The sequence below is a fragment of the Haloterrigena sp. KLK7 genome, from assembly GCF_037914945.1.
Classification (GTDB): domain Archaea; phylum Halobacteriota; class Halobacteria; order Halobacteriales; family Natrialbaceae; genus Haloterrigena; species Haloterrigena salinisoli.
In genome coordinates this window covers 650,410-673,183 of the sequence record NZ_CP149787.1, presented here as the reverse complement: position 1 = coordinate 673,183, position 22,774 = coordinate 650,410, and the positions used below count along the sequence as shown (strand labels likewise).

Sequence of the window (22,774 nt, the reverse complement as noted above, 5' to 3'; positions counted from 1 at the left end):
CCTATTGGGATCTGGTCTCGGCGTTCCAGAAAAACGCTGTCGGACTGGTCACTGGATCGAGGACTCTACCGGTCGGTCCGCGGCGGCGATGCTACCGATTGAGATGGAGTCCATCGAGAACGGAGTTCAATACCGCGAGCGAGTGCGTCGCGAACTGCAGCGGATCGGGAGCGTGGTCAGTCGAAACGGCGACGAAAAGTCGAGCGGAGCGCTTACGCGAGACCCAGCGTCTCCTCGGCCTCGAGGAGTTCGTGGTACCGGTTCCGAATAGTCACTTCGGAGATGTCGGCGACGTCACTGACGGCGGCCTGCGTGGTCTTCTCGTTGGTCAGCAAGGCGGCGGCGTAGACCGCGGCGGCCGCGAGGCCGACCGGCGACTTGCCGCTGTGGACGCCCTTCTCCTTGGCGTTCTGCAGCAGCGCGCGGGCGCGGTGTTCGGCCTCGTCCGAGAGGTCGAGTCCCGAGGCGAAGCGGGGGACGTAGCTCTCGGGGTCGGCGGGCTGGACCTCGAGTCCGAGTTCCCGGACCACGTAGCGGTAGGTGCGGGCGATCTCGTTCTTCTCGACGCGGGAGACGTCGGCGATCTCGTCCAGACTGCGGGGGACGCCGGCCTGGCGGGCGGCGGCGTAGACGCAGGCCGTCGAGACGCCCTCGATCGAACGGCCGGGGAGCAGGTCCTCGTCGAGCGCGCGCCGATAGATGACCGACGCGGTCTCGCGGACGTTCGTCGGGAGACCGAGCGCGGAGGCCATCCGGTCGATCTCGCCGAGCGCCTGCTTCAGGTTGCGCTCCTTGGAGTCGCGGGTGCGGAACCGCTCGTTCCACTTGCGCAGGCGCTGCATCTTCTCGCGCTGGCGCGACCCGAGGGAGTTCCCGTAGGCGTCCTTGTTGCGCCAGTCGATGTTCGTCGAGAGCCCCTTGTCGTGCATCGTGTTCGTCGTGGGCGCGCCCACGCGGGACTTCTCGTTTTTCTCGGTGGCGTCGAAGGCCCGCCACTCGGGACCGCGGTCGACCGAGTCCTCCTCGACGACCAGTCCGCAGTCCTCGCAGACGGTCTCGCCGTGTTCGTCGTCGACGACGAGGTTGCCCGTACACTCGGGGCAGTCGAGGTCGCTCTGCTCGCTTTCGTCCGTCGTTTCGGTCGTGTCGTCTGTTTCGCGCTCGGTACGCCGTACTCTCGTGTTCGATGGTGTGTTGCTCATACGATGGCGAATGCTGACCGGCCGAACTAGCTGCAAAAGCCCGGACGGATTCGTTACCTTCCACGTTCAGACACTCGATGGTTAAGGGTTTCGAAATCGCGAGCAGACACCTCTCGAGAGCGGGTAATTCGTCGGAACTAGTATGAACGATCACAACAGTCATACAGTGTGCACTGCCGAACCGGAGGCCCCAACTTCGGCCCGTTCGAACCGCCGCTATGAAGGTCGCAGTCGGAAGCACGAACCCGGTCAAGATCGACGCGGTCGAACGGACCCTCGAGCGATTCGAGCCGACCGTCGTCGACGCGGCGGTCGACTCCGGCGTCCCCGAGCAGCCGTGGTCGATCGAGGAGACCGTTACCGGCGCCGAGAACCGCGCTCGGCGCGCGCTCGCGACGACCGACGCCGACTACGGGATCGGTCTCGAGGGCGGCGTCGCCCGCATCGACGGCGTCCCGGGGCTGTCACTGATCATGTGGGCCGCCGCCACGAACGGCGACCGATTGGAACGCGGCGGCGGACCGACGCTTCGCCTCCCGGACGACGTCGCGGCTCGTCTCGAGGACGGAGCCGAGCTGGGGCCGGTAATGGACGACCGTCTCGGGACGGACGGAATCGCCGAGACCGAGGGCGCCGCCGGCGTCCTGACGGCCGGCCTGACGAACCGAACGCGAGCGCTCGGCGAGGCGGTCGCGTGTGCGTTCGGTCCGTTCGTCGCGGGGGAGTCAGCTCCCGACCGCGGATAGCGCTGCCGTATCACAGCGCAATTGGTCAGTAGAACCGATATCAACCCCGATAGCACCGTCAGCCGCCCGTGATGGTCTCTCCCTCGGGATGGTCATCGTAAGACATATATTAACCGCACGTACCAACGGGAGCTTTCTCGTCGATTATGCTCCCATTAACCACCGGGGAAACCGCAAGCGGGCGTCGGGTTAACCGCGCGTACCAAACCCCCTAAGAGTGTTCCTGCCATCGAACGAAGTATGAGCACTGCAATGGCCGCCGACCTCACGAGCAAGCAACGCCGTATTCTCCAGTACCTCCGCGACAACGCTGGAACGAAGACCTACTTCAAATCCCGTCTCATTGGCCAGGAACTCGGGATGACCGCGAAAGAGGTCGGATCGAACATCACGGCGCTGCAGGACGGCAACTTCGACGTCGAAATCGAAAAATGGGGTTATTCCTCGAGTACGACGTGGAAAGTCGACGTTTAACGCTCGTAACACCGGGCGGCGCCGGTATTCGGCGCCCCTCCCCGTCTCTTCCGTTTCGTAACGCATCCGGTAGCGCAGCAGCCGTTTTTTCACGGGCCACGGCGTAGGCTCCGGCGAGCAATGCCACAGCCGATTCTGTTCGATATGGACGGGGTTATCCTCGAGGGTCCGGGGACCGATCCGCAGGTCTATGCCGACGCGGCCGACGCCGCCCTCGCCGAACTCGAGGCCGACCCCACGCCGACGCAGCGGGACAATCTCCGGCGAAACGGTCTCGAAAACGTCATCGATCACTGCGAGGCCCTGGGTATCGATCCGGCGCGATTCTGGGAACTGAAGGAGCGCTACGCCTCGCAGGGGACCCACGAGCGCCTCCGGACCGGCGCGCGCGGACTGTACGACGACATCGACGCGATCGAGCGCCTAGCCGAACGAACCACGATCGGACTCGTGACCAACAACCGCCACGAGACCGCCGAGTTCGTCGCCGACTACGTCGGCATTGACTTCGAGGTCGTCCGCGGCCGCGACCCCACGTTCGAGGGCTACCGGCGGCGCAAACCCGAGCCCGATTACATCGAGGAAGCGCTCGACGAACTCGGCGTCAGTGAGGGGTTCTACGTCGGCGATTCGATCAAAGACGTCACGGCCGGCCGGGCGGCCGGCCTCGAGACGGCGTTCCTCCGCCGCCCGCACAATCGCGACCTCGATCGGCCCGCCGAGGCGACGGTCGAACTCGAGTCGCTGGCGGCGCTCGACGACGTGGTCTGATCGATAAAACCGCCGCGACGGACGGCGTAATACGCTATTACCGGCCGGTAGCGCGCGCTTAGCCGTCGTAGGTGAGGTACTGATCGGCGTTCCGCGCGAGTCGGCGGGCCGCGTCGCCGAAGGAGTCGGCGTGACGGACGACCAGGATCAGCACCGTCTCGGGTCGTTCGACGGCGTAGCCGTCCTCCCGGGAGAGCAGTCCCTCGTCCTCGAGCTCGCCGGCGTACTTGCTGACGGTCGGCGGCGAGACGTCGAGCACGCTCGCGAGGTCGCCGCCGGTCGCCGCCGGGTTCCGGAGGAGTTCGATCAGCATCCCGCGGGGCGTCTCCCGGCGGAGATAGCCAAGCGCCTGCTTCTCGAACTCGTCGAATCGGCCGGCCGGCACGAACCGCTTGTAATCGCCGTCGCGGTAACGTTCGATTACCTCGAGTTCCTCGAGGCGTCGCAGGTGGTGTTGGGTCTCCCCGGTCCCCAACTGGAGGTCGTCCCGAATCTTCGAGAAGTGTGCGCCGGGCGTCGTCGAGAGATAGCCGGCGATCGCGTCGCGAGCGTCGCTCTCGCCCGTGTCGGCCGCGGCTGACTCGGAGAGGCCGGCGAGCGGTGATGCCGCTCCGAGCGCGGCGAAGCGGCGGAGGGTCGCTCGTTTCTCGTCGTCGACCCCGTTTGATGTCGTCATGCTGTGCTTACTACGAGTAATGCGGCGGGACGTAAAACAGGTTTCGCTCCGATTCGTTTCGTGAACCGTGACAGTCTCTACTCGACGTATGTGGCGGAATCGGTTTCCCGGCGGTGACCGGCCGGGGGACTCGGAAACGGCGGTTCGAACGCGGAACTGTCACGAGGAGCGGGAGTTCAGTTCGTCGTCGAGTCGTCGCCGTCGTCGGGAGACGGTTCGGCGTCGGTCTCGCTCGCCGTCTCGGAGCCGCCGTCGGTTCGTCCCTGGAAGTCCTGATCCATCTCCTCGATGACCGCGTCGGGATCGGAGATGGTACCGGCGTCCTTCCCCTCCTTGATCGCCTGGGCCTCCTGTTCCATCGCCTCGAGATCCATCTCGGCCTCCTCGTCGATCTCGCCGATGATCTCGGCGATGTCGTCGAGGCCGATCAGTTCGCGCGTCTCGTCGTCGAACTCGCGGCTCTCGAGCTCCGCACCGTCGGCCTCGACGTCGCTCCCCGAGAGGTGCTTGCCGTAGCGGCCGACCAGCGAGGTGAGCTCCTGGGGCATGACGAACGTCGTCGATTCGCCCTGGCCGATGTCGGCCAGCGTCTCCATCCCCTTGTCGATGACCGCGCGTTCGCCCATCGACTCGGCGGACTTCGCGCGCAGGACCGTCGAGATCGCGTCACCCTGTGCCTCGAGGATCTGGCTCTGCTTCTCACCCTGTGCGCGGATGATCTCGCTCTGTTTGTCACCTTCGGCCTTCTCGACGGCGCTGCGGCGTTCACCCTGTGCCTCGAGGATCATCGCGCGCCGTTTCCGCTCGGCGGAGGTCTGTTGCTCCATCGCGCGCTGGACGTCCTTCGAGGGGTTGACCTCGCGGACCTCGACGCTCTCCACGCGAATGCCCCACTCGTCGGTGGGTTCGTCGAGTTCCTGGCGAATGCGCGCGTTGATCTCCTGGCGCTTGTTCAGCGTGTCGTCGAGTTCCATGTCGCCCAGCACGGCGCGAAGGGTTGTCTGGGCGAGGTTGGAGACGGCCTTCTTGTAGTTGTCGACCTGCAGGAACGCCTTCTTGGCGTCCATGACCTTGATGTAGACGACGGCGTCGGCCGTCACGGGGGAGTTGTCGCGCGTGATCGCTTCCTGGCGGGGAACGTCCAGGGTCTGCGTTCGCATGTCGAACCGATAGGTGTTCGAGACGAACGGCGGGACGAAGTTGATCCCCGGCTCTAAGAGTTTGCGGTACTCGCCGAAGACGGTCAGGGCGCGTTTCTCGTAGGCGTCGACGATCTCGATCGCACTGAGCAGTGCGGCGATGACGACGAGGAGGACGAGCGCGCCGACGAACAGCAGGGCACCTCCGGCGACGGATTGCAACGGGAGTTGTTCTACGACCATATTTCGCTCTTGCGGCGGTGGAGGGAAAAACGTTCCCTTATTTCGTCAACATGTTTCGCCGGTTCGATCGATTCAGCTCGATTTCTCCGTCTCGGTCTCCGCTTCGGATTCGGACTGGAGATTTTCGTCGGCGGCGTCGTCGCTTCGGTCCTCGGCGAGCGCGCGATCGATCTCGTCCTCGCCGATCGAGCCGAGCGCTTCGACCGTCAACACGTTGCCGCCGCCGGGATCGAGGACGATGACCTCCTCTCCCTCTTCGATCGTTCCGCCCGTCGACCGGGCGCTGTAGTAGGGCGAGAACCCGCCCTCCTCGAGTTTGACCTGTCCCTCGCGCGCCGTGACGGTCTCGGTCACGTATCCCGTCGCACCGGACAGCGAGCTCGAGTCGGAGGTCTGGGCGGTCCCCTTGCCGCCGTAGAAGTCGAACTCGCGGTAGACGTAGGCCGCCCCGACGCCGATGACGAGCGTCAACGCCGCCAGAATAATCGGGCTCAGGGCGACGGGGACGAGCACGCCGATCAGTCCCGCGCCGACCAGTGCGACCCCGATCACGATGAGGTGTGCGCCCGGCGAAAGCGCCTCGAGACCCATGAGTACGAGCCCCGCGATCAGGAGCGCGAGCGGCATGTTCCCGACGAGGAGTTCCAGCATACTGTCAGCTAAGTTCTCACCCGAATTAAAGGTTGGCGAGCGACGGTGGCGCGGGATGCGAGTCAGACGGGCCGTCCGGCGTGACGGAGACAGAGGAGTAGGGGAGCGACGCCTGCCGTCGCGGAGAGCCGTCGACGCGGGCACTGCGGACGGTCACAGCGGAAGGGTCATGACTCGGAGCAGGACGAGCGTCATCGCGACCGCGCCGAGGACGACGAAGATCGCGCTCTCGAGATCCGGGTCGCCGGGTTCGATCGGCGTCGAGTTCGGTTCGGGAGCGTACTGGTCGTCCCCGTCCGCGTCGCCGTCGTCCGTCGCCGTGTCGTCGTCTCCGGAGAGATCCAGCGGAACGCGGTACTCGTCGTCACCGCGTGAACGGTCGTCGACTCCGTCGCCGTCGTCGCGCTCCGTCGACTCCCCCGCATCGAAGACCGACCGGTCGTCGATCGAGTAGCCGGTGTCCGAGTCGGACCCCGGTGACCGCCGTCGCCGGTCCGCGCCGTCGTCGGTCCCGGCCGCGTCGTCTGCCATACGAGGCCATAACAGCCCCGGCGTCAAAAACCCGCGGTCACGAGAGTCGGTGGCCGGGCGGTCGTGACGGCCGTCGAGGCGGCTACGGCCGATCGGCTCGAGTGCCGAGATCCCCGCCGTAGACGACGCCGCGTTCGGCGTCGAGCGTCACGACGTCTCCGTCGGCCTCGGAGAGGTCGGCACCGCTGATCATCGGGATGTCCATCTCGCGGGCGATCAGCGCCGGGTAGCCCGTCAGCCCCCGCTGGGCGTCGACGATTCCGCCGATCTTCGTCGGATCGCCCGTGAACTCGTCGTCGAAGTCCGTCGGCAGCGAGAGGATCGCCCCCTCGGGCACGTCCGTGAGGTCGCCGTCGGCGAGTTCGACGACGGGGCCGGTCACCCGACCGTCGACGACGACGCGGCCGGTCGTCAGCGCCTCCGCGGCGACGTGGACCTTCAGCATGTTGGTCGTGTTCGCGCCCTCGAGTTCGGTCATCATGCCACAGAGGACGACGACCGTGTCGCCGCTGTCGGCGACGCCGGCCTCCAGCGCGGCCTGGACGGCCCGTTCGACGACTGCACCGGCGCCCTGATCAGACACCTGGGCGTACAGCGGCGTCACGCCCCACGTGAGAGACAGTTGCCGGCGAACGCGGTGGCTCGGGGTCGAGGCGACGACCGGTACGCCCGGCCGGTACTTGGCCGTCTTCAGCGCCGTGTATCCGGACTCGGTCGCGGCGACGACGGCGTCCGCGTCGATATCCCGCGCGAGAAAGCGCGCCGAGCGCGCCAGCGCGTCCGTCCGCGCCTCACCGGCGGCGGGGACGCGTTGCTCGAGTAACTCGTCGTACTCGTCGGACTCCTCGACCTCGTGAATGATGCTGTCCATCGCGTCGACGACTTCGGCGGGGTGGTCGCCGATGGCGGTTTCGGCGGACAGCATCACCGCGTCGGTGCCGTCGAGGACGGCGTTGGCAACGTCCGAGGCCTCGGCGCGGGTCGGCCGCCGGGCGTGAACCATCGAGTCGAGCATCTCCGTGGCGGTGATCACCGGCGACCCCGCCTCGCGACAGTTCCGGATGATCCGCTTCTGGATCATCGGGACGTCCTCCATCGGACACTCCACGCCCAGATCGCCGCGGGCGACCATGATCCCGTAGGACGCTTCGATGATCTCTTCGAGGTTCGCCACCGCGCCCGCCCGCTCGATCTTCGCGACCAGCGGGATCTCGACGCCCAACTCCTCGAGCACTTCGCTGACCTCGTAGACGTCCTCGGCGTCGCGGACGAAACTCGCCGCGACGAAGTCGACCTCCTTCTCGGCGGCCAGTTCGAGGTCCTTCCGGTCTTTCTCGGTGACGATGTCCAGATCGAGGTCGACGCCGGGGACGTTGACCCCCTTGCGGCCGGCCAGTTCGCCGCCGGCGTCGACGCGAGCGCGGACCGAGTCCCCGTCGTGCTCGAGGACGGTCGTCTCGATCAGCCCGTCGTCGAGCAGGATCCGGTCGCCCTCCTCGACGGCGCCGATGGGCAGGGAGAGCCCGACGGTCTCCGCGTTCGCCTCGTCGCCCTCGACGAACCGGATCTCGGAACCGGTCTCGAGGGTGACCGTCTCGCCGTCGGGCAGCGGCGCGGTCCGGATCTCCGGCCCCTGCATGTCGAGCATCACTGCGACGGGCTCCGGACGGGCCTCGTCGACGGCCCGAACGCGATCGATCAGTTCGGCGCGGTCCTCCCGGCTGCCGTGGCTGGCGTTCAATCGCGCGACGGACATCCCCGCATCGGCGAGCTCCTGAATCGTGCCCCGATCGCTCGAGGCGGGCCCCAGCGTACAGACGATCTTCGCGTTGCGCATGGATCGACGTTGCGGGAGTACGGCCAAAAAGGGTGGGGTAGGGAACTCGGACTCGAGTTCCCGTTGTGCCGTCCCGTGCCGCGCGAATCGGGTTCCGCTCGTCGAGCGGACGCCGTCGACACTGGCCGTCGGCGCAGACGGTGGCGATCGGCGACGCCGTCGAGGCCGTTACGCGCTCGACGGCAACAGATCCGTGTGGACGACGGCCCGATACTGTTCGTTCGTCGCGGTCTCGAGTCGGCCGAGGAAGGCAGTGCCGTCGGAGACGCTCTCGGGCAGTTCGAAGGGGTCGGTACCGTCCTCGTCGCGCTGTTTGCAGCGCTTGACGAACGAGAGCAGCGTCGGATAGGTTCCCTGTCGGGCGTAGACGACGCCGATCTCCTCGCTCAGTTGCTCGTCCCAGTGGTCGATGATCGCCTCCGTCTCGAGTCGGGGTTTCCGCTGTCGCTCGGCCAACTCCTCCGCGTCGATATCGGTCTCGCCGAGGACCTGATCGAAGGCCGCCTCGAGTTCCTCGGCGTCGTCGGCGGCCGACGGCGCGTCGGCGTCGGCCGCGAGCAACTCGCGAAACGCCTCGATCTCCGACCGGCGGACGGCGACGGGGTAGACGAAGTCGTGGTTCTCCTTCGGCAGTTTGTACGATCGACCCTCCACGCCGCTCTCGCCGGGGCCCGATTCGCCCAGCATCAACTCGAGTATGCCCATACTCGAAAGAGACACCGGAAGTCGAATAAGTGTTCCGTGGCCGTCTCGCGGTTCGGGATCGGGTTTCGGTTCGGGACCGCCGACTGCTGATCGTCGCCCGTCGCTCGCCGCGAGCCGGCTGCGACTCACCACTCGGAACCGAGCGCCGCCTTCGCGCCGCCGAACTCGCTCGCGGTCGTCCACGTCCGTCCGCTCTCCGCGTGTTCGACCTCGTAGGCCTCACCGCAGGCGCCACACCGGTACCGATCGGGCGCCTTCACGGGCCTCGAGGCGCGGTGGCGCCGCGCCTCCCAGTCGCAGTCGGCGCTGCGACAGCGGAGGACGTACCGGGGGTCCGAAAACGACTCGCAGTGGCGCGGCGCCTCGAGTCGCGCCGCCTGCTCTCGGAATCGCGACCCGTGCCCCGACTCGCCGAACCGCTGGAACTCCCAGGCGTGGACGAGTTCGTGTCTGACGACGCCGGCGAACGTCTCCCAGTCGTACTGCCGGTAGGCCGCCCGCGTGAGCACGATCGTCGCCACCTCGCTGTCGGCGTCCCATCGACAGGCGCCCGCGCGTCGACGGGCGCGCGTCGAGACGTCCCACTCGAGGGCGTCGCGGTCGATCTCGAGGTCGTGGGACGCGAGGACCTCGCGGGCGTGGATGCGGGCGCGGGCGACGATTTCGTCGTCGACCGTGAGGTCGTCCTCGTCGGTCACGGACCGACGAACGAAGGCGGATCTCGAGAGTGTTTCGATCGAACTCGAGCGCAATGAAGTGAGAATTTCGGCGATTCCTCACTCGAATCGAGGTGATGCGTAACGCGCTACATCGAGCGGAATGGGCGCGAATTGACGTTCGAGTACCGCTTCTGGAAGAGCCGGTTTTCAGACACGAAACGATGGACGCGCTACTCAAATCATGCGAAGCGGTTTGGCCGAAGCGTGATCGGGAAGACCCGATCGTGATTGGACCGGAGTGTTCCAGTCAATAGCCTCTGAGCGTGAACTCGCCGAGCCTCGTGTACGTGGTTATTCCCGACGGATGGGGCACCTCGTCCGGTCGGCCTTCCATCAGCAGCCAGGCGAAGACCTCCTCGCCCTGGATGAGTTCGTCGTCGACGTACTGGGCGGGATGGTAGAACTCGAACTCGGCTTCCGGATCGAGGGCGCGGATGGCTTCGCCGATCTCGCCTTCCTTGGGGCGGACGACGACGACTTCCTTGAGATCGTCGAGCGCGAGGGTGATGCTCTCGGGGCCGTCGGGGTTCCGGAACCGGACCAGCGTCTCCTCGTCGCCCGTGAGGTAGAATTCCGTCTCCGGCGTGGTCCACTCGCTCCCGTCGAAAATCTGTGTCTCGACGCCGTCCGTCGTTCCGGGAGTCGGTCGGGTTACCCACTTCGAGACGTAGAAGATCGTCGGTCCGCCGTACTCCACGTCGCGGTAGGTCTGGAACTCCGTCACGTAGCCGGGGCCCTGACGCTGCCAGACCGGCATGAAGACGCCGTCCTCGTAGAAGTCGTAGTTGATGTAGTAGTTGTACGGGGCGAACCGATGTCCGGAGTGGAAGTCACGGGCGTTCGGGACCGCACCCGTGTGGAAGTGCGTCCGAAGTCGGAACCCGCGCGGGTGCTCGGGGGTCTCCGGATACTCGGTCGTCCCGAGCACACCGGGTCCACCGAAGTCGTTGCTGTGGATGTCCCAGTACAGCAGTTCCCCGCTGAAGACGGGCTCGTCGTCGGGAAACATGAACTCGCGGGTGTTGCGGCCGTTCCGCTCCGGAAGGGCGTAGCCGGTCGACGTGCTCACCGGAGCGATGTACTCGAACGCCGGTTTGCCGTTGTAGGTCGCACTGACCTCCGCACCGACGGTTCGCGGACCCGACCACTCGACGGACCACCCCGCGTCCTCGATGACTTCGTCGACGCTTTCGACGCGGTGGTATCCTTCCGGTGCAGTGATCTGCGGCCGCTGCAGCATCGGCGGTTCTGGGACGCTGCCGAGAACCGTTTCGCCGTCCGGATTCATCTCTCTCGCGAGTTGCTGCGGTGGATGTTCGGCGAAATCCTCGACGAGGACCACGTCCAGGAGTTCGATATCGTCGCCCGCGACGTTGATGAACGTGCTTACGACGTTGAGTTCGCCGTCCTGCATCACGTAGTACATCGCGGGCGAGACCTCCCCGTGGGCGTAGTCGCCGTACGCGGTGATGATCTCCGCGGCCTTCTCCATGGGATACCAGTCATTCCCCTCGAGGTGTTGCCAGACCTCGTCGTGATCGAGGACGTACTCGTGGCGTCGACGCCCCTCTTCGTCCGGATAGTCGCGGTTCCACGTTACATCGATTGGATCGGTGATGTGGAGTGCCCGTAGCTCCTCCGTGTGCCGATCGACGAGACCGTAAGCGACCTGCCGTTGCTCCGCTGTGACCTCGAACTCCCCGGATTCGCGGCTACCATCGACACTCATTCCGGTCGTCCCCTGGACGCTGATGGCATCGAGATCATTGGTTAGCGGATCGTAGGCTTCGAACGACGCCACCCACTCGCTCGCTACATCGTTCACCGCTGGATCTGCGAGCACCGTTTCGACGGCCTGTCGCTTTCGGTATCCCCACAGATCCTTGTATCCGAAGTCGCTGACGTCGCGCGGGCCGATACGACGTGCGTCTGTGATCCGATCGCCCGGTTCGGGAGGATCGTTCGGTTCCGACTGCCCTTCGACGCTCCCGTCCGAACAGCCTGCGAGAACGCTCCCCGTCGCGACGCTCAACGCCGCTACAAATCGACGTCTACTGACGTTTCGAAGGTCGTCACGTATGCCTTGATTCCCCATACCATGGTCAGTACCTCCTAGAAGACTTATAAGTATCCGATTGCGTCCTAACTATTCTGCTGGTAATGTTCTACGTATCCCTCGGTAAAAATCAGTGATTTACTTCCATTCCGGTATCGCCCTGTGATAGGTGCTTATACCGCTCATAGAATCGTGAATAAATGCCCATACTGCCAGATTATATCCGGGACAGCGCAGGAGAACTGATCTACGCCGTACGGTCAGCTCGCTATCGAGGACGAATACCGAGTCGAAATGATTTATCGTCTCGCGGAGACGCGTTACTCGGTAGCCGTGCAACTGAACGGACCGTTTGCTTCGGCGAGGACCACCCATGGCCGCCAGCGATAACGCGCTCTCGATCGCTCGCAGTCCGGACCCGGACGACCCCGTCGTCCCCGCTGCGCTCGTCCTCACTGCAGCGTTCGAGGACCCGCTCGACGAGCGCCGACCATGGCTCGAGCGCTACGAGATCACCGACGCCCTCGAGGTTCCGGGCGCCGAGACGCCGGTCTACCTGACCGACGCGGGAATCGCCGTCACGACCACCGGCATCGGCAAGAGCGACGCGGCGACGACCGTCACCGCCCTGCTCGCGGCGCCAGGCATCGACCTCGAGTCGGCCTACGTCGTCTCCTGTGGCATCGCGGGGTCGTCGCCCAACACTACCGCGCTGGGTTCGGTCGCAATCGCGGACGCGGTCGTCGACTGGGACCGGAAACACCGGTGGGATCACGGGAACGGGGACACGGACGGGAACGACACCGGCGAAATCGGGGACTCGGCTGACGAACGCGAACGCCCGATCGATCTGCTGGCCTACCGTCCGCGGGACTACGTCCACCGACTCGAGGACGCCCTCGTCGAGCGCGCACTCGCGGCCGCCGGCGACGTCGACTTGCTCGAAGACGACGACGCTCGAGCGTACCAGCGGACGTATCCCGCGGCGCCCGATTCGGGGCCGACGATCGAGCGCGGAACGACCGTCTGCGGCGACGAGTTCTGGCACGGGCCCCGCTACGCGCGGGAGGTCGCGTGGCTCTGCGACGAGTACGGCGTCGGCCCGTACGTGACGACCCAGATGGAAGACGCTGCGACGGCGACCGCCCTCGAGCGGTTCGATCTCGGGGATCGCTACCTGAGCGTGCGGGCCGTCTCGAACTACGACCGTCCGGCCCCCGGCGAGTCCGTCGCCGAGAGCTTCGACGGCGACCCGGCGAGTCTGGCACTGGCGATCGACAACGCCGCCCGCGTCGGGAGCGCGATCGTCGAGGCCCTGATCGAGGCGGATCCGCTCGGAATCGGCGCAGAGCGCTCCGCGTAACAGTAGCTCCTGAGAGCCACGACACCGGGTTACGGTGGCAACGATCCTCTCTGACCGCTGAATCATCCATAGATTTAATTATAATAGGATTGAATAGTTTCCTATGCGTACGTCTCCGCTCTCAGTGATCGCCGTTGTCGCCCTGCTGGTCCTCGCGGGGTGTGTTGGGCTTCCGAACGCGAGTGAGAACCAGTCGTCGCCCGACACGCCCCCTGACGTGTCCCCCAACGAGTTCCCGAACGCGTCGGAGATCGGTCCGTCGGTGTTCGACACCCACGCGACCGAGATGGGGAACACGAGTTTCACGCTCACGTTCCAGCAAAACCGGACAGACCGAAGTCTCCCAGGCAGAGAGGGTGATTTTAGCCACATGAACGATACGAGCCGGACTCTCGTCGAGCCCGACGCCTCCCAGTACCTCGAACACACCACCGGCTACTTTTCGGGGAACGGTTCCACCTACTCGAACGGAAGTGCGGAGTACGTGCTGTCACGGGAGAACGACTGGACGGAGGTGAGGGAACTCTCCCGAGTGTCGGTGTTCAACGAATCGGGCGAGTATTATCTCTGGAATGGATGGTTCAACAACGACAGCGACCCCGGGTACGATTTCGCTGCGATTAACGCCACCTACGAGCGCGAGGGCGTCGAGTGGTTCCAGGGCGTTCCGGTGATGCGGTACGAGGCCACCGGCGTCGACGCGCTGCCCGACCGGTGGGCGGGGGGCGAGAACGCGAGCTCGAACTTCGAGGAGTTCTCCGCGACGCTCCTGCTCGATGAAGACGGCGTCATCCGCCACTACGAGTACACGTTCGAGAAACCTCCCGAACGCCGTACTCGGTTGAAGTTTTCGCGGGCGTACACCCTGTCCGACGTGGGGAGCACTGACGTCGAGAAACCGGACTGGGTGGCGGACGCGGCGGGGTCGTAACTACTCGGCTCGATACCGACCGGGTCGCCCGGTTGATCGATCCATCCGCTGTATTCGGCACGCAGTTTCTGCGATCTTCCAGATAACTCGCTCGTCGCTTCGGTATCTACGTCGCCCGTACTGGGCGCCGTTTTCACGGCCAACTCCGAGTAACGAGCCCGGGTACCGACTACTGATACCGCTCCCGATCCGGTAACTCGTCCCTGCGAACGTCAGAGCACGCCGTCGTCCCGGAGGGCCTCGAGCGCGGCGACGACGGCCTCGCGCTCGTCGTCGCGGACGGCCCGGCTCTGCTCGAGTTGCAGGGCGCCGTCCCGCGAGAGCCAGTTGACGAAGTTGTTCGGACTGACGCCGGCGTACGGCCCCGACGAGACCGGTTCGACGGGATCGGAGACCGCCGTCCCGAGGCGGTCGCTGACGCGTCGTTTCGTCTCGGCGTCGGTGGCGCCGCCGACGAGCACGCGATCGTCGCCGAGGCCGTGGAAGCTGACGACCGTCTCGAACCCGCGGTCGGCGATCTCGCCGAGCAGCGGGTACTCCTCGGGGGAGAAGGCGCTCGAGGGCGGGTGCCACAGCTCGAACGGCTGCCGCCGGTCGTCGAAACCCAGACAGGCCCAGCAGCTGGCGTTCGGGAGCCGGGCGCTCAGGTCGATCGCCTGTTCTGCAGTCCAGGGCTCGACCTGGCCGCCGTGGGCGGCACAGACCAGTACCTCGTCGTTCTCGCCGTCGTCGGACAGGAACTCGGTGTAGTGGCCGGTGTCGGTCTCCTCGAGTCTGCGGGTCCGAACCGTCGCTCGAGTCACGACGTCGGGTACGCGATCGTCCGAAAAAGTTCTCGGCCCGTCTAGAGCCAGCCGGCGAGGGTCGTCGCGAGCGACTCGGCCGTCATGGCGCTGCCGACCAACAGGATGAGCGCGACGAGCGCGAAGGCGACGTTCTCTTTCTTCGAGACGTCGCCGTACCGGTTGACGGCGCCGATGAGTCCGAGGACGGTGACCGGCAGGGCGATCAGCCCGTTGATCGCGGGCATGATGATCGCCATCCGGACGGGCGTGAGGCCGGTGTTGAGCAGCAGCCAGAACGCGGCCAGCGCCGAGAGGACGATGAGGCCGACGACGGTCGCGCGGAACCGCGCGTCGCCGAAGACGGTGTGGTGGCCGAGCGCCTGTGGCACCATGTAGCCGGCGCCGAACAGCGTCCCGGTCGCCGAACTGAAGCTGGCGAGCAGCGCCGCGATCAGGAAGACGTAGAGCGCGCCCTGCCCGAGGGACGCCGCCAGCGGTTCGCCGGGGCCGGTGAGCGTCATCGTCCCCTCGGTCAGCGTGATCGCCGAGACGATCATCACGAACGCGCCGATCGTGAGCGTGGTCATGATCCCGGCGGCGTTGTCGCGCCGGTAGCTGTTGACGTCGGTCCACTCCTTGGTCGGGCCCATGCTCGACTGGATGAAGAAGTTCGGCCAGTAGACGGTCGTCCCCAGCAGCGCGATGACGGCCGTGAGATAACCGATATCGCTGACCAGTGCCGGAACGAGTCCGGCGGCGACGTCACCGATGGGGATATCGAGTCCGACCAGTAGCAGGCCGTAGGAGGCGAAGACGGTGATCACCATCGCGGCGATCGCGCCCTCGATGCGCTCGTAGACCCGCAGTTGCACCAGTGCGACGCCGACGCCGGCCGCCAGCAGGATGCCGATGAGGACGTTGTCCAGTCCCGGAACGAGCCACGCCAGCGCCGCGCCGGCGATCGCGTAGTTCGAGATCGACCAGAGAGCGCTCATCGCGGCCATCAAGACGATGAGGGCGCGACCGCTGGCGCCGGGCAGGTAGTCGACGATGTAGTCGGTCAGCGGTTCCCGAGAGACCGCCAGTCGGGCCGACATGTCGTGGAGGGCGATGTCGATGAGGAAGGCCAGTGGGAGCACCCACAGCAGCGCGAACGCGAAGTTCGCGCCGGTGTCGGCCAGAATGTAGACCGATCCCGCTCCGAAGACGTTCGCCGCGAACAGCACGCCGAGCCCGTACGTTTCCAGGAGATCGGCGACCTTCGCCTGCACGCCGCCGACACGGTACGTTTCACTTGCCATCGACGACCACCTCCGGATACCGATCGGACGGCGCGATTGTCTGGGGTACCGCAGCGGAACGTGATTCCATACAGAGCAATGCGCCAAGATGGGGGAGTGGGTTCGGCTTGCACCGGCCACCGACGGATAAGCGGCCGGCAGCTGCAAGCCGCCTCATATCAAAAATAGCCGGACAGTCGGTCTCGGAGACGAGTCGCTTGGAACGGCTCGCGGTACGTCACGAAATCCAGTACACGTCGACTGTAGTCTCCGCTGTGGGTCGATTACACCGGTTATCGAACAGATATCGAAACGGAATCGCCTCGAGTCGGTGGGGAGCGGGACCGACGCAGTTCAGGCCTCGAGGGCCAGCCCGGCCTTCGAGAGCGCCTCTTCGGTCGACAGATCCTCGTGGACGACGCCCGAAACGGCCGTCGCGATGGCTTCTGGGTCCTCGTGCTGGAAGATCGAACGGCCCATCGAGATGCCCGCGCCGCCGGCGTCCATCGTCCCGCGGACCATCTCGATCGTCTCGCGGTCGGTGCCCTTCGAGCCGCCGGCGATGATGACCGGCAGGCGGGTCGACTCGACGACGTGCTGGAAGCTCTCGGCGTCGCCGCTGTAGCCCGTCTTGACGATGTCGGCGCCGAGTTCCTCGGCGAGGCGGACGGCGTGGCCGAGCGCCTCGGGGTCCGCGGAGTCGACGCCCGGACCGCGGGCGTAGGCCATCGCGAGGACCGGCATGCCGAAGCGCTGGGCGTCTTCGGTGACCTCCGCGAGCTGGGCGATCTGGTCGGGTTCGTGATCGGAGCCGACGTTGATGTGGAAGGAGACGGCGTCGGCGCCGACGCGGACGGCCTCCTCGACGGTGCCGGTCATCCGTTTGTCTTGCTCGTCGGGACCGATCGTCGTCGAGCCGTTGAGGTGGACGATGTATCCCTTGTCGTTCTTGTTCTCGTGGACGCGGGGGGCGATCCCCTTCTGGGTGAGGACGGCGTCCGCGCCGCCGCGGGTCACGCCGTCGATGGTCGATTCGATGTCCTTCAGCCCCTGTACGGCGCCCATCGTGATGCCGTGGTCCATCGGGATGATCACGTACGAGTCGTCTGTACCGATCCTGTCGAGTCGCGCGTCAATGCCTGTGGTAGTCATTGCGAGTGTGTAGCAATCTTGCGGTTATGGCTGTTCTGGTTCCGGTGTATCTTCTGTATCGACCGTGAGGGACTCCGCACCGCGGACCGCGCCGCGTTTGAGTTCCTCGGCCTTGGCCTCGAGGTCGGCCGCCGGATCGTCGCTGCTCGCCACGATATCGATGAGCGCGCTGCCGACGATGACGCCGTCGGCGCCGGCCTCGACGATTTCGGCCGCGTGGTCGCCCTCGCTGACGCCGAACCCGACCGCCTTCGGAACGTCGTAGTCGGACAGGCGCTCGAGGCTCTCGTGGGTCGCCGTCGAGACGTCCGCGCGGGCGCCGGTCGTCCCGAGCCGGGCCTGCACGTAGGCGAACCCGGAGACCTGCGACATGATGTGCTCGAGGCGTTCGCCCTCGGTCGTCGGCGCGATGATGAAGACGAGATCGAGGCCGTGCTCATCGCACGCGTCGCGGAGCGGATCGGCCTCCTCGGCGGGCAGGTCGGGGACGATGATCCCCGAGAGGCCCGCCTCAGCGGCCCGCTCGACGAAGGGCCGAACGTCCGGTTCGGATCCGTATTGCAGGATCATATTGTAGTAGGTCATCACCAGCAGCGGCGCCTCCGTCTCGAGGTCGTCGACCAGTTCGAAGAAGCCCTCGGGCGTCGTGCCGGCCTCGAGCGCGCGGTTGATCGCGGCCTGAATCGTCGCCCCCTCGGCGACCGGTTCCGAGAACGGGAGCCCGAGTTCGATCAGGTCCGCGCCGCCCCGGTCGAGGGCCTCGACGTACGCCTTCGTGTCCTCGAGCGAGGGATCGCCCGCCGTGAGGTAGGTGATCAGCGCGGGGTGATTCTCGCGGATCGCGGCCTCGATGTCGCTGCCGCGTCCCGCCGGTCGTCGATCCTCGCGGCTCATCCGTCGAACACCTCGACGTCCGGCGCCGCCTCGAGATCGCGTTTCTCCGTCTCCTCGAGCACCGTCTCGAGGTCCTTGTCGCCGCGGCCGGAGACGTTGACGACGACGAGGTCACCGAGTTCGTCGTGCGCTTCTTCCAGGTACCCCAGGGCGTGGCTCGACTCGAGCGCCGGAATGATCCCCTCGAGTCGCGACAGTCGGTGAAAGCCGTTGAGCGCGGCCTCGTCGTCGACGTTGACCGGCGTCACGCGACCGGTCTCGACGAGATGGGCGAGTTCCGGACCGACACCGGCGTAGTCCAGTCCCGCGCTGACGCTGTGGGACTCCATGATCTGACCCTCCTCGCTCTGGAGGAGTCTGGTCATCGCGCCGTGGAGGACGCCGTCGGTGCCCGTCGAGAGCGTCGCGGAGTTGGGCGCGAGCCCCTCCTCGGCGTCGATCTCGAGGCTCGAGCCGCCGGCCTCGACCGCGTACAGATCCACGCCGTCGTCCGGAATGAACTCGTGGAACGTCCCCATCGTGTTCGAACCGCCGCCGGCGCAGGCGACGACGCTGTCGGGGAGGCGGCCGGTCTTCTCCCGGATCTGCTCGCGGGCCTCCCGGCCGATGACGGCCTGGAAGTCCCGGACCAGCTTCGGGAAGGGGTGTGGCCCCACCACGCTACCGATGACGTAGTGGGTCCGCTCGACGGTCGTCGCCCAGTCGCGAAACGTCTCGTTGATCGCCTCCTTCAGCGTCCCGCTGCCGGCCTCGACGGGGTTGACCTCGGCGCCGTTCATCCGCATCCGGTAGACGTTGGGCCGCTGTCGGTTGACGTCCGTCCGCCCCATGTAGATCTCGCAGGGCATGTCGAGGTGGGCCGCGGCCATCGCGGTCGCGGTGCCGTGCTGCCCGGCGCCGGTCTCGGCGATGACGCGCTCCTTGCCCATGTACTTGGCCAGCAGCACCTGTCCGAGGGCGTTGTTCAGCTTGTGGGCGCCGCCGTGGACCAGGTCCTCGCGCTTGAGGTAGACCTCCCGATCGTAGCGCTCGCTGAGGCGATCCGCGCGCTGGAGCGGCGTCGGTCGCCCGCCGAAATCGCGCATCCGCTCGCGGAACTCGTCCATGAAGCCGTCCTCGTTGTTCAGGACGTAGCGCTCGTAGGCGTCCTCGAGCTCCTGAACGGCCGGCATCAGGGCCTCGGGGACGTACTGGCCGCCGTAGTCACCGAAGGTGGCCTCGCTGTCGCGGTCGCGATTACGGTTGCGGTCGTCCGAGTGGTCGCTCGTGCTCATGTCTCGTCTCCGTGGTCGTGCGTGTGGTCGCTCATGTCTGATCGTCTCCGTCTCCCGTCCGCACCAATCGCCGGGTGTTCTCGGTCACGTCGCTGTCGCCCGCGCCGTGGTCCATGATGGCGCTGCCGACCAGCAGGGCGTCGGCGCCCGCCGCGCGCATCCGCCTGACGTCCGCGGGCGAGGACACGCCGCTCTCGGCGATCAGCGTCACGTCGTCCGGAACCTCGGGCGCGACCGACTCGAAGGTTTCGAGGTCGACCTCGAGTCGCGCCAGATCCCGGTTGTTCACCCCGATGATCTCGGCGCCCGCCTCGACGGCGGTCTCGAGCTCCGCCCGGTCGTGGACCTCGACGAGCGGCTGGAAGCCGCGCTCGCGGGCGGCCGCGACGAGGCCCTCGAGGTCATCGACGAAGCGGGCGATCAGCAGCAGCAGATCGGCCTCGACGACGTCCATCCCCTCCTCCTCGAGGACGAAGTCCTTCCGGAGGACGGGGACGTCGACGGCCTCGCGGATCCGGGTCAGCGCCTCGGGCGACCCGCCGAAGTGGCTCGGTTCGGTGAGCACCGAGATAGCCGTCGCCCCGCCCTCGACCATCGCTTCCGCGAGTTCGACGGGGTCGTCGTCGCGCGTCCCGTCGGCGGTGGGACTCGTCGGCTTTACCTCGGCGATCACCGGGACCCGGCCGTCGGCCTCGGCCCGCGCGACGGCGTCGGGCAGCGACCGCGCGTCGACGTCGACGACCTCGTCGCCCCCGGTGCGCTCCCGGGCGGCCTCGAGGATCGACTCGACCGCCGGTGCGAGATCCGTATCAGTCTCCATTGTTGTACATCGACGTACTCATATGTACAAAAGGCTTGCGCCATCGGAACGCGCGGTCGATCGATCCCCACATCCGCTCGCATCGATCGGCGACAGCGTGCGAGGTCGTCGCGAGTAGTGCGAGACCTTCGGTCTCGCATACCGTGCGAACGGCCGTACGAGGCGGTTTCACCGCCTCGAATTCGCGGCGCTGCGCGCCGCGCACGGCCCGTGAGCAGACGGAGCGAGTGACGGCTTGGAAGATGCGAAGCGTCTTCCAGTGGGTGAGGACCGCAGCGACCCGTGGGAGCATCGCGAGGCGCTCGCGCCTCGGACAGCGAACGGGGAGGAACGGCCCGTGAGCGAGGACCGCAGTCGGTTGGGGAGGGGTGGCCCTCATCGTTGCCAGGAGCTGCGGAACACTCGTGTCTTCGTCGGATACGGAGCTGCTACGGACCGGCTTCCTATCGGTCCCGGTCCGAGAACGGCGACCGGCGATTATTCAAGTCCCTATCGCCTACGACGACGTATGGAGGACGTCACGGACGCCGGAATCTACGCGCGGGAATCGTCGTACCTCGATCGATACGTCCAGCTCGGCGCCGCCAGCGGGCGCGTGCTGAGCGTCACGTTTCCCGATCGGCCCGACGACGACGCCGAGGCGGACCACCCCGTGCTCGATCGGGTCTTCGAGTACCTCGACGGCCTCGAGGAGATCACCTTCGACGACGTACAGGTCGCCCTGACGGTGCCGACCGACCAGCGGGCCGTCCTCGAGTCGGTCCGGGAGATCCCCTACGGCGACCAGGTCACCGTCGACACGCTGGCGCGGATGACCTCCGGACTCGATCACGAGGACGAGGACGACGTCATCCTCGTGCGAACCGCGCTGGATCAGAACCCGGCACCGATTCTGATCCCGGACCATCGCGTGCGCGACGGCCCCAGCGCCGCGCCGCCGGCCGTCGAACAGAAGTTGCGGTCGCTCGAGGGGCTGTAACCCCACCGCGACCCCCTCGACGTCCGGCGGACGGCGCTCGAAGCAGCAGATCGGTTTCTCGGTCCCGTATTGACTATCCCTGAGTTCCCCGTTAGTCGACGATCCAAACGGCGTAGATGTACAGTCCGATGCCGGCGAAGACGACCAGCGAGGACGCCTGATCGAGCGACGGCACTCGAGTGAACAGGAACGTCAACTGGAGGACGCCGCCGGCGACGAGGCAGGCGGCCGCGCCGACGGTCGCCCGCGAGGCGCGAGTCGCCTCGCGTTGCAGGAAGAGGACCGTTCCGACGCCGATCGCGATCACCCCGAAGACGAACTCGGCGGCGTAGGTCGCCAGCGGTTCGGCCGCCACCTGCCCGTAGAGCAGGAGGACGAAGTAGAAGACGACGGCGAGGAAGATCCCGCGGTAGACCGCCGCCGGAACCTCGTCGAGCCCGTTCGTAGCCATACCAGTACCGACCGAGTCCAAACCCTTAGCTTTCGAGGGTCTCTGCCCAGTCGAACTCGAGGCCCTCGTGGACGGCGAACTCGAGGGCGTTGATCAGGTAGTGGGCGACGACGACGACCAGGAGGCTCCCGGTGACGACGAAGATCGCCGCGAGGACGAATCCGAGCAGGCCGGTGACGACGATCCCGACCGACCCCTGCATCCCGTGACCGATTGCGAAGGCGATCGAGGAGACGACCGCCAGCAGCCACGGGTCGACGCCGAAGCCGGCCGAGAGCGCGCCGATCAGCGCCGCGCGGAACAGCAACTCCTCGAAGCCGGCGATCAGCGGGAGGACGAACGCCAGCAGCACCAGCCATCCCCGCGCCGTGTCCGGCGCCAGCAGCGTCCGCAACTGTTCGTCGTGGTCGAACCCGAGGTGCGTCGCCGCCGCCGCACCGACCTCGTTGGCCGCGTAGAGGACGAGGCCGGCCGCCGTTCCCCACGCGAGCCCCTGTAGGAGGTACGCCGTCGAGAACTCGATCCCCAGCGCATCGACGGGGATGCCCGTGTAGAGGACCGCTCCGAGCAGGACGCTCGCGAACAGCCCCTGCGAGAGCGCGACGTTCGCCAGCAGTTCCCCCGGCGACAGCGACTGCGGATCGACTCCCTGCCGCGGTCGGTCGCCGGAGCGCGTGCCGAATTCGGATCCGGATCGCGTCGCGGATTCGGGCGACTGACCGACCCCGTTCTCGGCCGCGCGTTCGGCGGCGGCCGTCCGATCGACGTCGCCGCTGGACGGAGCGTTACGACCGGACGAGCCGTCGGAATCCGATCCGATCCCCGTTCCCGCGTCTGTATCCCCGCTCGAGTCGCGACGATCGAGGTCCGGTTCGGACGCGTCGTCGGTCGTCGATTCGGGCGGCGACGCGTCGCCTCGAGCGCTCGAGGCGGACGCCGACCGTGACGATGCGGCGTCGGTATCGGAAACGGTGCCGCCGCTGGCGGTCGAATCGTCGTCGGAGAACGCGCTCTGTGTCAGATGCGAGAGAGCGAGCAGCAAAACGAGGACGACGCCCGTAACGCCCGCGAACGTCGCCCACTGGGCCATTCTCG

General features: G+C 66.5%; 23 protein-coding genes. 6 read left to right on the top strand and 17 right to left on the bottom strand.

Going from position 1 to position 22,774, the window contains the following annotated elements:
• Window positions 1–212: 212 nt before the first annotated feature.
• Window positions 213–1,202: a transcription initiation factor IIB gene (locus WD430_RS03230; RefSeq protein WP_339104592.1), complete on the bottom strand. Its 990-nt coding sequence runs from the start codon at window positions 1,200–1,202 to the stop codon at window positions 213–215.
• Window positions 1,203–1,420: 218 nt separating this feature from the next.
• Here WD430_RS03230 and WD430_RS03225 point away from each other — a divergent pair, with 218 nt between their 5' ends.
• From WD430_RS03225 to WD430_RS03215, 3 genes are all read left to right on the top strand, one after another.
• Complete coding sequence (locus WD430_RS03225; RefSeq protein WP_339104591.1) at window positions 1,421–1,948, top strand: inosine/xanthosine triphosphatase; 528 nt, start codon at window positions 1,421–1,423, stop codon at window positions 1,946–1,948.
• Window positions 1,949–2,188: 240 nt separating this feature from the next.
• Window positions 2,189–2,422 carry a hypothetical protein gene (locus WD430_RS03220; protein WP_339104590.1) on the top strand — a complete coding sequence of 78 codons (234 nt, stop codon included), beginning with the start codon at window positions 2,189–2,191 and terminating at the stop codon, window positions 2,420–2,422.
• Between the two features lie 120 nt (window positions 2,423–2,542).
• On the top strand, window positions 2,543–3,193 hold the full coding sequence (locus tag WD430_RS03215) for an HAD-IA family hydrolase (protein ID WP_339104589.1): 651 nt from the start codon (window positions 2,543–2,545) through the stop codon (window positions 3,191–3,193).
• A gap of 58 nt (window positions 3,194–3,251) precedes the next feature.
• On the opposite strand, the gene WD430_RS03210 is transcribed toward WD430_RS03215, so the two are convergent.
• From WD430_RS03210 to WD430_RS03175, 8 genes are all read right to left on the bottom strand, one after another.
• Window positions 3,252–3,869 (bottom strand): MarR family transcriptional regulator, encoded by a 618-nt coding sequence (locus tag WD430_RS03210; protein WP_339104588.1) that lies wholly within the window; start codon window positions 3,867–3,869, stop codon window positions 3,252–3,254.
• Between the two features lie 176 nt (window positions 3,870–4,045).
• Window positions 4,046–5,251, bottom strand: a complete 1,206-nt coding sequence (locus WD430_RS03205; RefSeq protein ID WP_339104587.1) for an SPFH domain-containing protein — start codon at window positions 5,249–5,251, stop codon at window positions 4,046–4,048.
• Between the two features lie 72 nt (window positions 5,252–5,323).
• Window positions 5,324–5,902: an NfeD family protein gene (locus WD430_RS03200; protein ID WP_339104586.1), complete on the bottom strand. Its 579-nt coding sequence runs from the start codon at window positions 5,900–5,902 to the stop codon at window positions 5,324–5,326.
• Window positions 5,903–6,055: 153 nt separating this feature from the next.
• Window positions 6,056–6,433 carry a hypothetical protein gene (locus tag WD430_RS03195; protein ID WP_339104585.1) on the bottom strand — a complete coding sequence of 126 codons (378 nt, stop codon included), beginning with the start codon at window positions 6,431–6,433 and terminating at the stop codon, window positions 6,056–6,058.
• An 82-nt stretch (window positions 6,434–6,515) separates the two neighbouring features.
• Window positions 6,516–8,270: a pyruvate kinase gene (pyk, locus tag WD430_RS03190; protein WP_339104584.1), complete on the bottom strand. Its 1,755-nt coding sequence runs from the start codon at window positions 8,268–8,270 to the stop codon at window positions 6,516–6,518.
• Between the two features lie 168 nt (window positions 8,271–8,438).
• The gene (locus WD430_RS03185; protein WP_339104583.1) at window positions 8,439–8,975 is read right to left on the bottom strand and encodes a hypothetical protein; all 537 of its coding nucleotides are present in this window, start codon (window positions 8,973–8,975) and stop codon (window positions 8,439–8,441) included.
• A gap of 125 nt (window positions 8,976–9,100) precedes the next feature.
• A complete protein-coding gene (locus WD430_RS03180) occupies window positions 9,101–9,673 on the bottom strand; it encodes a SprT-like domain-containing protein (protein WP_339104582.1) in 573 nt (190 codons plus the stop codon).
• A gap of 268 nt (window positions 9,674–9,941) precedes the next feature.
• A complete protein-coding gene (locus tag WD430_RS03175) occupies window positions 9,942–11,726 on the bottom strand; it encodes a hypothetical protein (protein ID WP_339104581.1) in 1,785 nt (594 codons plus the stop codon).
• 397 nt (window positions 11,727–12,123) lie between these two features.
• Here WD430_RS03175 and WD430_RS03170 point away from each other — a divergent pair, with 397 nt between their 5' ends.
• Both WD430_RS03170 and WD430_RS03165 read left to right on the top strand, forming a co-directional pair.
• Window positions 12,124–13,113, top strand: a complete 990-nt coding sequence (locus WD430_RS03170) for a phosphorylase (RefSeq protein ID WP_339104580.1) — start codon at window positions 12,124–12,126, stop codon at window positions 13,111–13,113.
• A gap of 103 nt (window positions 13,114–13,216) precedes the next feature.
• On the top strand, window positions 13,217–14,044 hold the full coding sequence (locus tag WD430_RS03165) for a hypothetical protein (protein WP_339104579.1): 828 nt from the start codon (window positions 13,217–13,219) through the stop codon (window positions 14,042–14,044).
• 212 nt (window positions 14,045–14,256) lie between these two features.
• Here WD430_RS03165 and WD430_RS03160 read toward each other — a convergent pair whose 3' ends face one another.
• The 6 genes from WD430_RS03160 to trpC all read right to left on the bottom strand — a co-directional run bounded on the left by WD430_RS03160 (window position 14,257) and on the right by trpC (window position 20,249).
• Complete coding sequence (locus WD430_RS03160; RefSeq protein ID WP_339104578.1) at window positions 14,257–14,847, bottom strand: poly-gamma-glutamate hydrolase family protein; 591 nt, start codon at window positions 14,845–14,847, stop codon at window positions 14,257–14,259.
• A gap of 41 nt (window positions 14,848–14,888) precedes the next feature.
• Window positions 14,889–16,130: a divalent metal cation transporter gene (locus WD430_RS03155; RefSeq protein WP_339104577.1), complete on the bottom strand. Its 1,242-nt coding sequence runs from the start codon at window positions 16,128–16,130 to the stop codon at window positions 14,889–14,891.
• A gap of 333 nt (window positions 16,131–16,463) precedes the next feature.
• The gene (locus WD430_RS03150; RefSeq protein ID WP_339104576.1) at window positions 16,464–17,261 is read right to left on the bottom strand and encodes a 2-amino-3,7-dideoxy-D-threo-hept-6-ulosonate synthase; all 798 of its coding nucleotides are present in this window, start codon (window positions 17,259–17,261) and stop codon (window positions 16,464–16,466) included.
• Window positions 17,262–17,285: 24 nt separating this feature from the next.
• Window positions 17,286–18,155, bottom strand: coding sequence for a tryptophan synthase subunit alpha (gene trpA / locus WD430_RS03145; protein ID WP_339104575.1), 870 nt, complete (start codon window positions 18,153–18,155; stop codon window positions 17,286–17,288).
• Window positions 18,152–19,429 carry a tryptophan synthase subunit beta gene (gene trpB / locus WD430_RS03140; RefSeq protein ID WP_339104574.1) on the bottom strand — a complete coding sequence of 426 codons (1,278 nt, stop codon included), beginning with the start codon at window positions 19,427–19,429 and terminating at the stop codon, window positions 18,152–18,154. Before trpB ends, trpA begins: the two co-directional genes overlap by 4 nt.
• 31 nt (window positions 19,430–19,460) lie before the next feature.
• Window positions 19,461–20,249: an indole-3-glycerol phosphate synthase gene (gene trpC / locus WD430_RS03135; RefSeq protein WP_339104573.1), complete on the bottom strand. Its 789-nt coding sequence runs from the start codon at window positions 20,247–20,249 to the stop codon at window positions 19,461–19,463.
• A 508-nt stretch (window positions 20,250–20,757) separates the two neighbouring features.
• Here trpC and WD430_RS03130 point away from each other — a divergent pair.
• Window positions 20,758–21,228 carry an MGMT family protein gene (locus tag WD430_RS03130; protein WP_339104572.1) on the top strand — a complete coding sequence of 157 codons (471 nt, stop codon included), beginning with the start codon at window positions 20,758–20,760 and terminating at the stop codon, window positions 21,226–21,228.
• A 91-nt stretch (window positions 21,229–21,319) separates the two neighbouring features.
• Here the strand turns inward: WD430_RS03130 and WD430_RS03125 are convergent, their stop codons facing one another.
• Entirely contained in the window at window positions 21,320–21,679 is a 360-nt protein-coding gene (locus WD430_RS03125; RefSeq protein ID WP_339104571.1) for a hypothetical protein, read from the bottom strand.
• Window positions 21,680–21,704: 25 nt separating this feature from the next.
• Window positions 21,705–22,769, bottom strand: a complete 1,065-nt coding sequence (locus tag WD430_RS03120) for a type II CAAX endopeptidase family protein (RefSeq protein ID WP_339104570.1) — start codon at window positions 22,767–22,769, stop codon at window positions 21,705–21,707.
• Between the last annotated feature and the right edge of the window lie 5 nt (window positions 22,770–22,774).

Bases quoted from the DNA above. Each gene is read 5' to 3' on its own strand.
- WD430_RS03230 (WP_339104592.1), bottom strand. From the start codon at position 1,202: ATGAGCAACACACCATCGAACACGAGAGTACGGCGTACCGAGCGCGAA.
- WD430_RS03225 (WP_339104591.1), top strand. From the start codon at position 1,421: ATGAAGGTCGCAGTCGGAAGCACGAACCCGGTCAAGATCGACGCGGTC.
- WD430_RS03220 (WP_339104590.1), top strand. From the start codon at position 2,189: ATGAGCACTGCAATGGCCGCCGACCTCACGAGCAAGCAACGCCGTATT.
- WD430_RS03215 (WP_339104589.1), top strand. From the start codon at position 2,543: ATGCCACAGCCGATTCTGTTCGATATGGACGGGGTTATCCTCGAGGGT.
- WD430_RS03210 (WP_339104588.1), bottom strand. From the start codon at position 3,869: ATGACGACATCAAACGGGGTCGACGACGAGAAACGAGCGACCCTCCGC.
- WD430_RS03205 (WP_339104587.1), bottom strand. From the start codon at position 5,251: ATGGTCGTAGAACAACTCCCGTTGCAATCCGTCGCCGGAGGTGCCCTG.
- WD430_RS03200 (WP_339104586.1), bottom strand. From the start codon at position 5,902: ATGCTGGAACTCCTCGTCGGGAACATGCCGCTCGCGCTCCTGATCGCG.
- WD430_RS03195 (WP_339104585.1), bottom strand. From the start codon at position 6,433: ATGGCAGACGACGCGGCCGGGACCGACGACGGCGCGGACCGGCGACGG.
- pyk (WP_339104584.1), bottom strand. From the start codon at position 8,270: ATGCGCAACGCGAAGATCGTCTGTACGCTGGGGCCCGCCTCGAGCGAT.
- WD430_RS03185 (WP_339104583.1), bottom strand. From the start codon at position 8,975: ATGGGCATACTCGAGTTGATGCTGGGCGAATCGGGCCCCGGCGAGAGC.
- WD430_RS03170 (WP_339104580.1), top strand. From the start codon at position 12,124: ATGGCCGCCAGCGATAACGCGCTCTCGATCGCTCGCAGTCCGGACCCG.
- WD430_RS03165 (WP_339104579.1), top strand. From the start codon at position 13,217: ATGCGTACGTCTCCGCTCTCAGTGATCGCCGTTGTCGCCCTGCTGGTC.
- WD430_RS03155 (WP_339104577.1), bottom strand. From the start codon at position 16,130: ATGGCAAGTGAAACGTACCGTGTCGGCGGCGTGCAGGCGAAGGTCGCC.
- WD430_RS03150 (WP_339104576.1), bottom strand. From the start codon at position 17,261: ATGACTACCACAGGCATTGACGCGCGACTCGACAGGATCGGTACAGAC.
- trpA (WP_339104575.1), bottom strand. From the start codon at position 18,155: ATGAGCCGCGAGGATCGACGACCGGCGGGACGCGGCAGCGACATCGAG.
- trpB (WP_339104574.1), bottom strand. From the start codon at position 19,429: ATGAGCACGAGCGACCACTCGGACGACCGCAACCGTAATCGCGACCGC.
- trpC (WP_339104573.1), bottom strand. From the start codon at position 20,249: ATGGAGACTGATACGGATCTCGCACCGGCGGTCGAGTCGATCCTCGAG.
- WD430_RS03130 (WP_339104572.1), top strand. From the start codon at position 20,758: ATGGAGGACGTCACGGACGCCGGAATCTACGCGCGGGAATCGTCGTAC.
- WD430_RS03125 (WP_339104571.1), bottom strand. From the start codon at position 21,679: ATGGCTACGAACGGGCTCGACGAGGTTCCGGCGGCGGTCTACCGCGGG.
- WD430_RS03120 (WP_339104570.1), bottom strand. From the start codon at position 22,769: ATGGCCCAGTGGGCGACGTTCGCGGGCGTTACGGGCGTCGTCCTCGTT.